The sequence below is a fragment of the Novipirellula herctigrandis genome (assembly GCA_007859835.1).
Lineage (GTDB): Bacteria > Planctomycetota > Planctomycetia > Pirellulales > Pirellulaceae > Novipirellula_A > Novipirellula_A herctigrandis.
Genome location: SJPJ01000001.1, coordinates 3,707,365 through 3,718,429 on the forward strand (window position 1 = coordinate 3,707,365; position 11,065 = coordinate 3,718,429).

Here is an 11,065-nt window from a genome sequence, read left to right on the forward strand (position 1 = left end):
ACGCCGGTAGTTACATGACAACCATACAATCCCATGGCGCCACCATGAATCGAATCAGAGGGATGCGACCGCTCGCGTTGTTCGTCGGCGGCGGCGATGTGCCAGCGAATATAGACGGCCGATCGTTTTTGCCGGTTCTGCATGGCGAAACCAAGACTCATCGGAAGCGAATCTTCACGACGCACAGTGGCAACTTGAAGATGAATGTCTATCTGAGTCGTTCGATTCGCACGGATCGATACAAGCTGATCTACAACCCGCACCCCGAGTTCGCGTTCACGTCTTACATCGACCTATTGCTTCGAGAAACCTCGGGTGACTACTGCAAGCAGTGGACGCAGCGGGCCAAGACCGACAAGCATGCCGCAGAAGTCGTGGCAAGATACTACGATCGGCCTGAGTACGAGTTGTTCGACTTGCAGGAAGACCCGGACGAGCAAACCAATCTCGCCGGTAAACCAGAATGGAGACAAGTCCAGCGAGATCTGCTGACAGAACTGAACGGCTGGATGAAAGAACAGGGCGACGCGCTGACTGTTTTCCATGAGCCGCTCATGTTAAATGCTCCCGAAACCTGGGTTCCTAGAAGACGATGAGCGTTTTTTACAACTTGCAATTCAAGCATTATCGAGAAAATTGAAATGAGGCAGTTTTGTTGCGTCTCCATCTGGCTTTCCGTGGTGTTGTTCGCTTTGGCTGGTCAGGCTGCTAAGGCTGCAAAACCAAATGTTGTGTTTATCTTGAGCGACGACCAGGGGTGGACGGACTATGGGTTTATGGGGCATCCGTATGTTCAAACCCCAAACTTGGACGCTTTGGCTCGGTCCGGTCTGCTCTATGAACGCGGGTATGTGACGGCGCCGCTTTGTCGACCCTCATTGGCTAGTCTCGTAAGCGGACTCTACCCCCATCAGACCGGTATTCGCGGAAATGACCCACTTCTTCCGATCGGGAAAAGTCGCAGGAGCCAGAAAGACAAGCCTTTCTCGGCGAAGTTGCGCAATCGAATGACCGCGCCCATGATGGAGCACCCGTCGTTCATCAGGACACTCAAAGAAAATGGTTACGCAACGCTACAAACGGGAAAATGGTGGGAGGGCAATCCGCTTGACCATGGCTTCACCGACGCGATGACTCATGGAGACCACTTTCGTGGCGGACGGCACGGCGACGACGGGTTAAAGATTGGTCGGGAGACGATGAAGCCCATCTATGATTTCGTCGACAAGGCGAATGCGAACGATCAACCGTTTTTCGTTTGGTACGGCGTCTTCTTGCCACATGCACCACACAATGCACCTGATCGGCTGTTGGACAAGTACCAAGATCTCGCCCCCGATGAGCCTACGGCGCGTTACTGGGCGAACGTGGAGTGGCTGGACGAAGGTTGTGGCCAGATGATTGACTATTTGAAGAAAAAGCAGCTCTACGAAGACACGATATTCGTCTACACCTGCGACAACGGATGGGTGCAGGATCCTGGCAAACTCAACAATAGCATCCGCTCGAAACGCGAGCCGGTCGAGGCAGGGATCCGAACACCGATCTTCATTACTCACGGCAAAACGATTCAGCCGCAGCGTGATACGGAAATTCTCGCCAGCAACATCGATATTGCTACGACCATTTTGCGGGCCTGTGGAATCAAACCGCCATCAGCGATGACCGGACTTGATCTTCGTGATCCGACACAACTTAAAAAACGCAACCGGGTCTTTGTCGACGTTTATGAGCACGACAGCGATCTGGATCAGCTCGATGATCTTGGAAGTGGCTTGATGGCGCGTGTGGTCATCGACGGTTGGGATAAACTGATCGCTCGGCCCGAACGCGATGAGCTATACGATTTGAAGACTGACCCTGACGATCGCAACGATTTGGCATCGCTGAAGGCAGAGAAAGTCAAGAAGCTTTCGGGCATCCTTGATGCTTGGGTCGGTAACAACACGTCGGTCATAAACTCAAGCCCACCCCGCCGTTAAGGATCAAGCGGGAAAACGCCGTTGGATTTGAAACGTGGGATAGGCTTCCAGCCTGTCTTGCTGGAAACGACAGGCTGGAGTCCTATTTCACGATTTGTTCCATCGAGAAAACTTACACGCAACTGGTTACATCCGACGAGAGAAAGACAACATGGATCGCAGAGATTTCATAGGGGGGCTGACGTCGAGCTATGCATGCGCCACGCTCTTTGCGAGTGGCGCAGTCGCGAATGCGCAAACGTTTGCCGAAGAACCTGGCAACAGCGACTTTGACGCACTAACCAAAAGCTTGCTTTCGGAATGGTGTGACGGGATGATTCGGCGCCAGATCAATGATCCGGGGAATGCCGAGCTTCATGGTGCCTTGGCATGTCCGGCTTGTGATCACATTCATGGCCGGTGTTCCGATGCGCTGTATCCGTTCTTACACATGGCGCATGTAACGGGCAAGAAGAAATATCTTGACGCTGCGATCAATGTTTACGATTGGGCAGAGAACAACGTTAGTCAGCCCGATGGCAGCTGGACCAATGACATCAACCCCAAAGCGTGGCGTGGAACGACAATCTTTGGCGCGATCGCACTTGCCGAAGCCCTGCACTATCACGGCGAAGTGCTGGACGAAGATCGCCGCGCGGCGTGGACAAGACGGCTCGACGATGCGGTCGGCGGCTATTTGTATCGGGATTTCAAGAAGATTGATTTCACGAATCTGAACTACGGAATGACCGGCGTCTACGGTTTTAAACTGTTCGGTCGAGTCCTAGGAAAACGGAAGTACACGGAACGAAGTGAGCAATTCTCGAAACGGCTCAAAGAGTTCTTCACAGAACCGAATAAGCTGCTCTGGGGCGAAGGCAAACCGAATGACAATCGCAGCGGCCGAGGTCTGTTGCCAGTCGACCTTGGGTACAACGTTGAGGAATCACTCAACGGCGTCGTGCTATACGCTTTAGAAGAAAACGACACGGAGTTGTTGGACCTGTTGGTTGAATCTCTCAACGCCCACTTGGAATTCATGTTGCCTGACGGTGCGTGGGACAACAGTTGGGGCACTCGGTCAGCCAAGTGGAGCTACTGGGGCAGTCGGACGTCGGATGGCTGTCAGCCTGCGCTGAGTCTGATGGCAGGCTACAATCCAGCGTTTGGGACAGCCGCGATTAGGAATGCAGAACTACTGCAACGGTGTACCGCAGATGGACTGCTGCATGGTGGCCCGCACTACGTTTCGCATGGTGTCAAACCTTGTATCCACCACACATTTGCACACGCGAAGGTGATGGCTCTGGTGCAGGACAAAATGCATTGGATGCCCAAGGTAGACGCAATTACGCCACTACCTCGCAGGACCGCTCAAGGAGTGAAGCACTTTCCTGAACTCGACGTTTGGCTTGCAGCGAAAGGGCCATGGCGAGGAACGGTGTCTGCTTACGATTCGATCTACAAAACCAAGTCAGTAGTCCATCTGCAGCAACCGACCGGTGGATCGTTGGCGGTGCTGTATCACATGAAGGTGGGCACTTTACTGGCGTCCAGCATGGCGCGATACATTCTAGTCGAACCGCTGAACCAACAGCCTCAGCCTAGTGAAGATTTCCCCTTTACCACACGGGTTGAAATTCGCAACGCCGATGGCTGGTTCACCAACATCTATGACTTGAAGGCCGATGTAAGTGTTGAAAACCATGATGATCATATTACGTTCGATGTGAAGACGACCCTGCAAGATGAAGATCGGAAAGTCGTTGAGAATGCGGCAGCAAGTTATGACGTCACGTATCAGTTTGATAGCGAGAAAGTGACGATTTCCGCAGTGTCCTCTGACGCAACATCGTCCTCTGACGCAACATCGTCCTCTGGCGCAACATCAGGATCGGATCGAGTTGCGTTGGTCGTTCCTATCATTTCGCACTCCGGCGAAGAAGTCCGTCTGGTATCGGAAAAACGCATTGAGATCACAAAACCGGACGGGACTGTTATCGTCCAATCGAATGTCCCGTTGGCGATCAAAGCCAGTAAGAAGGGACGCATATTCAACATGGTGCCGGGTGCGGAAGCGGTGCCGATCATCGCGGAATTTCCCGCCAAGCAATTGGGCAAGGTCTGCTGCGAGATCTCCGTTGCTTAGCGTTCTCACGATGCCTTGCCGTCGATCGCCGTAGTACTGGTCCGAAAACGGCAGGGCAAGCTCGAACAACCACAAAGTTTAAATCATCCAAGGTAAATAACCATGCGATCAAACCTGCTTCTCGTCGTACTAGCGATGGTTTGTGCTTTACCCGTTTCGGCAGTAACCGCGCAGGATCGAAAACAAGTGCGATCATTCGACAAGGGCACCGACCTCTTGCTATTGCAGCACGACTGTAAAACAGACCCTGACGACATCATGGCGATCGCGACGGAAGCGGGCATGCTAACGCACCCGGACTTCGCAGACGTGAATTACCATTTGGTCCTAGGGAGTTATCATTTTGGCGAATTGGATACTAAGCCTTACATTCCTCGGTCTGACGAGGTGATGGCGTTTGCCTTCGGTGTCGAGGGTGAAAATTGGACCAATATACACAAGGACTTTGATGAGACCGAGTTCGTCTGGCCCCAGGCAACAATCAACCGAGTAGCTGAAAGGGTCAAGCGTGTTCTCGATCAAAGTGGGATTGTCTGGGTGGCTGAGGCTGGCACGTCGAACTACACAGCGCAGTGGTTACTAGCACTGCGTGAATCGGGGGTGGATAGCGAGATCCTTCGACGGCATGTCGTCGTTGTCCAGCACAGCAAGGTCAATGAGGACAGAACGGAGCCAGGAAACCTTCAATACACCAAGCAGAATGCGAGTTATTTCAAAATTGATGATGGAAATTCATCGAATCGGACACCCGCGTATAAGGATAAGACCTTGTCTCTGATTAAAATCGTGACCGGCGCTGATGATCGCAATAATAAAAATCTCGCGATCTGGCGATTGGCAAATGAGATCATACAGGCTCACCCAATTCCCCAAAAGCGAATTCAGTTTCTCGATTTCTCAGATACAGTAGAGGTATGGTGGATTTTGCAGTTGGGCTCAGATGGGAATAGTGTCCAGAAGGTGATCGACCGCTATATTGTGAATCTGGTGGCGAAGAGTGACTGACAGCGTTGTGATGCGCAATGCTGCACTGGAGAGCCCGCAATTTCAATCTAATTCAAAGACCAACCCCCAAATGTTTGCCGTGCCTTTTAAGAGAGTCGATTGCCAACGCTGCCTTCGTCGATCAATCCACGTTTCGTCGACCAAAGTCTTCTTGGCCGGACTGTTTGTTGTTTTCATCGCTGGGCCGACGTCGGCTCAAACACCGGACCAGTCGCGGACTTCGCAGGAGTTCAGGTCGCCACCACAACGGTCGTACCCCGAGACGTGGTTTCATTTGATTGGTGGTAACGTCAACAGGGAAGCTTTGACTATGGATCTGGAGGCTGTGTCCGATGCCGGTATTGGTGGAATCCAGTTGTTTCATGGGAAGGGCCGAGAGTGGCCTGGGGTGAAACCGCAAATTCAAACGCTTAGCCCGACTTGGGACTCTCTGATCGGACATGTAGCCGACGAGACCAAACGACTGGGCCTAAAGTTCACGATGCAGAATTGCCCTGGTTGGGCGATGTCCGGTGGACCTTGGATCACTCCCGACAAAGCGATGCGGCACTTGATCTACAGTCGCAAGAATCTTCAGGGCGGCAAACCTGTTTCGATCAACTTGGAACAGCCTCAACCAAGTGATGAAGCGTGGCGTGACTACAAAGACATCGCCGTGCTCTCCTTTCCGACCCCGGCGGATGATACCGGCCAGTGGCTGCAGCCAGTCGCCGTGCACAGCAACATGGCAAACGCGACCTGGGACAATTGGTTAGCAGGCAAAGACGTGGAAATCCAAGTCCCCGCGGTTGGCGATCAGCCAGCATGGGTGGAGTTCACGTTTGCCGATCCGGTGACGCTTCGGTCGATCGAACTGCCGCCGATCGAACACTTGATGAAACGGGCCAACTTCGATCCGGACTCAAGGATCACCATTGAAGCCGCGGGTGAAAGCGGCTGGAAAGACCTGGTCACGCATGTCGTGCCACGCGGAACCTGGCAAGATCGCCAGCCGGAGGTGCCGTTTGTGATGGCGGTTCCCGATGCGATGTCCAAACGGTACCGAATCATCTTCCACAACAATCGAGAGATGGAGGTCTCGCAACTTCGCTTGTCTTCCGCCGCACGGATTCAGGATTGGCGGGCACAGGCCGGTTACGCGTTGCGAAGTTTGGAAAGGACAACGCCACCTGAGCAGTCCCCCAAAGCCTGGGTCGGGCGCGACTCTGTGGTTGACTTGAGCGAAAACGTCGATGAGACAGGACGGCTGACTTGGAATGCACCAGCAGGCAATTGGACGGTTGTTCGTTTCGGTCATGTGAATACAGGCGTGAAAAACAAACCTGCACCGCCGGAGGCGACGGGTTTCGAATGTGACAAGCTTTCCCCAGTGGGCGCCGAGCAACACTTTGCTGGGTATATCGGTCGGCTGTCCAAACCGGGTGGGGCCGCTGATAATGGTCGGCTCAAAGGCATGCTAATCGACAGTTGGGAATGCTATACGCAAACTTGGACTCCGGCGATGGCGCAGGAGTTTGAGAAACGCCGCGGATACTCGCTTCGAACTTGGATGCCGGCGCTTGCCGGTTGGGTGGTGAATGATCACCGCTCAAGCGAACGGTTCCTGCGAGACTGGCGGGCAACGATCAGCGACTTAATTGTCGAAAACTACTTTGGCCGTTTGGCCGAACTGGGACGCGAACGTGGGTTGGAGCTGTCGTTTGAAACGGCGGTAGGTGACGTGTCACCTGGCGACATCTTGCAGTACTACAAGTCGGCCGACATTCCTATGTGTGAGTTTTGGCAGCCCAATGATCCACACGATGGAGGACTGGAAACGAAGCCCATCGCAACGACCGCTTCGGCCGCGCACCTTTACGGAAAACCTCGCGTTGCGGCAGAATCTTTCACCAGTATCCCGTTGGATTGGCGTGAGCATCCATTCGCGCTGAAAAATCTTGCCGACCGCAGCTTCGCACTCGGCGTCACGCACCTTGTGTTCCATACCTACACGCATAATCCACTCGACCAAGTGCCGGGAACTTCGTTCGGCAGTCGAATCGGCACGCCATTTCTGCGTGGCCAAACTTGGTGGAAGCACATGCCGCACTTCACACGGTATCTTGCGCGATGCGGTTCGATGTTGGAACAGGGCAAGCCGGTTGCCGACGTGTTGTGGTACCTCGGGGATGACGTCGATCACAAGCCAAGGCAGGATTCACCATTTCCGAGTGGTTACCATTTCGACTATTTGAACGCGGATGTGTTGACCACGCGTCTCAAAGTCGATGACGGCGATTTGGTCAATCCCGAGGGCACACGCTGGCGAGTCCTTTGGCTTTCACCGAAACAGTGTCGGCGACTGACGCCTGAAACGCTTTTAAAAGTCAAGGAACTTCTCATTTCCGGTGCAACGGTCATCGGTCAAGCACCAGAGTTGAATCCATCGTTGAGCGGTGGTGCCGATTCGGAAACGACGTTTAATGCGCTGGTCAAAGAGCTTTGGGGTGACGGCACGCTGGCCAACGGAGATCGGCGTATCGGCAAAGGACGTTTGCTTTGGGGTGATGATCTGGAAACCTCGCTCGCCAAGTTGGGGATTGCTCCGGACGTCAGCGGAACCCTGCCAGAACGATGGTGCCATCAGCGTGTTGGCAAGACGGATATCTACTTTGTAATTGGCGATCGAAAGCAATCGCTCAACGCCAATCTGCATTTTCGTGCAAAGGGCAAGCCTGAGTTTTGGAATCCAGTCGACGGTAGCGTTGAACCTGTACCAGTCTTTCATTTGACAAACCAAGGCACAACGATTCCCGTGCAGTTGCCAGTTGCAGGATCGACGTTCATTGTTTTTCGTCCCGAACAACCCAAGTCGTCGTTGCAGCGGATTTCGCTGAACGGTGAAATCTTAGTCGACGCGACTGACCAAGCACGTGTCGACACTGCGGAAAGGTTTCCCGCCTACGGCCTCTCTCGATCCGAACCGCTGCAACCATGGATTGAACCTGAGCCATTGGTTTATGGCGTCATCGATGGTGGACAGAATCTGGTTGTCTGGAAAGATGGCAATTATAAATTCGGTGGATCCGGTGGCAAAGAAATTTCCGTCGATGTTGTTGGCACCAGAACAATCCCACTGCAATCAGGCTGGACACTCTCATTTCCAAGTGGCTGGGATACACCACAGTCGGTCAATTTGGGCCAAGTGCAACCTTGGTCGGGACTAACCGACAAAGCCCAAAAACATTTTTCTGGCACGGCAACCTATCAAACCTCCTTCACACTTGATGAACTCAATAACGACGATCGATTGGTGCTTGACCTGGGACGTGTCGGGAACATCGCTAGTGTCAAAGTGAATGGACAAGATGCAGGTGTGCTCTGGGCCGCGCCATTCCGCCAAGATGTCACCGCTTTGTTGCAAAAGGGAACGAACACTCTCTCGATAGCTGTCACCAATACTTGGCACAACCGCCTTGTTTATGACGCAGCACTGCCAATGCCGGACCGCAAGACATGGACCTACTCGGCTCCCGAGCGAGATTCGCAGATCGAATTCTCCGGACTGAGCCGCAACGTGAGTTTAAAAGTCGGGAAAATTGTGCCGATCATTGAACGTTCAGTCGTTTCATCGTCAGGTTACATCCGCAAGCGTCAGACATTCGACGATCTAAAACACGAAATGCAATTGGTTTGGCCTAAAAACCGTTTGGTGCGATTCGTGTTTCATGGTCATTCGGTACCTGCTGGATATTTCCAAACTCCTACGGTTCAACGATTTGATTCCTATCCAGTCCTGTTCCATCAAGCCTTGTGCAAGCAATACCCGACCGCTGTGATTGACGTATGCACGACTGCGATTGGTGGAGAAAATTCGCGTGGCGGTTCGCAGCGTTTTGCAGAGGACGTATTGACGCTGAAACCAGATGTGGTTTTCATCGACTACTGCCTGAACGATCGAGCGATCGGTGTCAAAGCAGCCGAGGAATATTGGCGAACAATGATCCGGCGGACGCTAAATAGCAGAGTGAAGGTTGTTCTGCTGACGCCAACACCAGATTCACACGAAGACATCTTGGATCCTAAGTCCAGCCTTGCCTCTCACGCTCAGTCGGTACGTCGCCTGGGAAATGAATTCGGTGTTCCGGTAGTCGACTCCTACGCTGCATTTCAAAAGCTGGTGTCCGAAGGAACTGATTTGTCGGCGTTTCTATCGCAAACCAATCACCCCAATCGAAAGGGACATGAGATCGTCACGAAGTTGATATTCTCATTGTTCGAGTAAGAACTATCAAGAAACGATGAAATACGTCCTGTTTCCTAATTATGTTTACGTGCTTGGCAGCAAACGCAATTTCAGTAGTTGCCAAGGGATCAATAAAACCTATCAAAGTTACTTCAACATTAGGCTCAGCGGATGGCAACGAATGCAGCCGTGGGCGTTGGCTTGGAGTTGCGTTTCTTGCTGCGTCCGCGAGCAAAGAACAAATTGTGTCCGCACGTCGTGGTCTTGAACGGCAGAACAGAAAATGAGAACAAATTCAACGTCTTTGGCTCGAACCCTCATCCTCTGGAGCTTAGGTGCCGTCTTCTTCAACTCATTCATACAGGCGAGCGAGCTTGAACTGATTCGCAAAACCACGGTGGAAGAAAATGCATTGACGTTTGCGATCGGCCCTGCGGCGAGTTTCGCTATTACGGTCAATGGGCGCACGCATCAACAAGACGCTCTAACAACCTATCGTGGTTATCAATACGCAACCTATGTCGATTCCGATCGGTGCTTTTGTATCGGCCGCAGAAAACTGCCAAGTGGTTCCTGGGAGGTCATTTCGTTCAAAGACCACAAATTCAAATCGAATGATTCGCACAATACAGCTGTCATTGGCATTTGTGATCGTGACGGAACGATTCATCTGGCCTTTGATCACCATGCCTCGCAACTAAACTATCGCGTTTCAAAAATAGGGGCTGCGCACCAACCGGATTCGGTGAAATGGAATGCGGATCTGTTTGGTGGTGTAACGCACACGCTTGGGGCCGTCATTCCGGATCAAAGAGTCACCTACCCACGATTTTTCTCGGCCCCGAATGGCAATCTGATGCTCTATTACCGGGCCGTTACGTCGGGTAACGGCGACGGGATGATTGAGGAATATGATGGGGAAAAGCATGGCTGGACGCCTGGCCTTGGAAAGTTCATTGCCCGTGACATCGGAATATTTACCGAAAGGGGCCGAACCAGTCCCTGTCGCTGTCCTTACATGAATTCACTCTCGTTCGCCGGTGAGCGTTTGCACGCGTCTTGGGTATGGCGAGATCGATTTGAGAAAACCAATCCCGCGAATCAGCACGATCTTTGTTATGCCTACAGCGACGATTATGGTCGAACGTGGTGCAATTCGGCCGGAAAAATCATCGGAAGAACAGGTCAGAAATACATTCATCTTGATTCGCCGGGCTTGATCGTAGTGCCCATTCCGCCTGAGGCTAGGGTGGCGAATCAAAACACACACTATGCCTACGATGATGGTAGTATTCACATCGTCATGAGGCACCGTGCCAAGGGTTGCTACGAAAGCCGCTATCACCATTATTGGAGAAGCCAAACGGGGGCATGGCGACAAGAGATACTGCCCTTCACTGGAAAACGTCCAAAGCTGGTTGGCACCGAAGATCGCATGCTCGTTCTGGTCTACAACGACGACGGAGAGCTCTTTATCGCCAAGGGGTTGCCTGATTCTCGCCAAACTCGCTGGCGTTGGAGTCAGGTCAAGTTGCCTGAGGCCCATTCTATCTGCGGTGAAGCGTTGGTGGATCTGCCGCGATGGGAGGCGGAAAACGTGTTATCCGTTTACAGCCAAGAAGAACCGTCCAGGCTCATCCGTACCGAACGACCAGAGCCGGTCGATGGATTTCCTTCGGCACTGAATGTTGTGGATTATCGCTTCTAAGAAATATGCAGTCACGC

General features: G+C 52.6%; 6 protein-coding genes. All 6 read left to right on the forward strand.

Going from position 1 to position 11,065, the window contains the following annotated elements; all coding sequences use genetic code 11:
• Positions 1 to 44 precede the first annotated feature (44 nt).
• The 6 genes from CA13_RS13610 to CA13_RS13635 all read left to right on the forward strand — a co-directional run bounded on the left by CA13_RS13610 (position 45) and on the right by CA13_RS13635 (position 11,048).
• Positions 45 to 596: an alkaline phosphatase family protein gene (locus CA13_RS13610; protein WP_419194309.1), complete on the forward strand. Its 552-nt coding sequence runs from the start codon at positions 45 to 47 to the stop codon at positions 594 to 596.
• A 45-nt stretch (positions 597 to 641) separates the two neighbouring features.
• Entirely contained in the window at positions 642 to 1,982 is a 1,341-nt protein-coding gene (locus tag CA13_RS13615; RefSeq protein ID WP_146397486.1) for a sulfatase-like hydrolase/transferase, read from the forward strand.
• Between the two features lie 151 nt (positions 1,983 to 2,133).
• Positions 2,134 to 4,110 (forward strand): ulvan lysase-like protein, encoded by a 1,977-nt coding sequence (locus CA13_RS13620; RefSeq protein WP_419194310.1) that lies wholly within the window; start codon positions 2,134 to 2,136, stop codon positions 4,108 to 4,110.
• A 102-nt stretch (positions 4,111 to 4,212) separates the two neighbouring features.
• The gene (locus tag CA13_RS13625) at positions 4,213 to 5,115 is read left to right on the forward strand and encodes a hypothetical protein (protein WP_146397488.1); all 903 of its coding nucleotides are present in this window, start codon (positions 4,213 to 4,215) and stop codon (positions 5,113 to 5,115) included.
• A 70-nt stretch (positions 5,116 to 5,185) separates the two neighbouring features.
• A complete protein-coding gene (locus CA13_RS13630) occupies positions 5,186 to 9,379 on the forward strand; it encodes a glycosyl hydrolase (protein ID WP_419194311.1) in 4,194 nt (1,397 codons plus the stop codon).
• Between the two features lie 244 nt (positions 9,380 to 9,623).
• Positions 9,624 to 11,048 carry a BNR repeat-containing protein gene (locus CA13_RS13635; RefSeq protein ID WP_146397492.1) on the forward strand — a complete coding sequence of 475 codons (1,425 nt, stop codon included), beginning with the start codon at positions 9,624 to 9,626 and terminating at the stop codon, positions 11,046 to 11,048.
• The last annotated feature ends 17 nt before the right edge of the window (positions 11,049 to 11,065 follow it).

Excerpts from the sequence above, each read along its gene's own strand:
- CA13_RS13610 (WP_419194309.1), top strand. The coding sequence starts at position 45 with ATGAATCGAATCAGAGGGATGCGACCGCTCGCGTTGTTCGTCGGCGGC.
- CA13_RS13615 (WP_146397486.1), top strand. The coding sequence starts at position 642 with ATGAGGCAGTTTTGTTGCGTCTCCATCTGGCTTTCCGTGGTGTTGTTC.
- CA13_RS13620 (WP_419194310.1), top strand. The coding sequence starts at position 2,134 with ATGGATCGCAGAGATTTCATAGGGGGGCTGACGTCGAGCTATGCATGC.
- CA13_RS13625 (WP_146397488.1), top strand. The coding sequence starts at position 4,213 with ATGCGATCAAACCTGCTTCTCGTCGTACTAGCGATGGTTTGTGCTTTA.
- CA13_RS13630 (WP_419194311.1), top strand. The coding sequence starts at position 5,186 with ATGTTTGCCGTGCCTTTTAAGAGAGTCGATTGCCAACGCTGCCTTCGT.
- CA13_RS13635 (WP_146397492.1), top strand. The coding sequence starts at position 9,624 with ATGAGAACAAATTCAACGTCTTTGGCTCGAACCCTCATCCTCTGGAGC.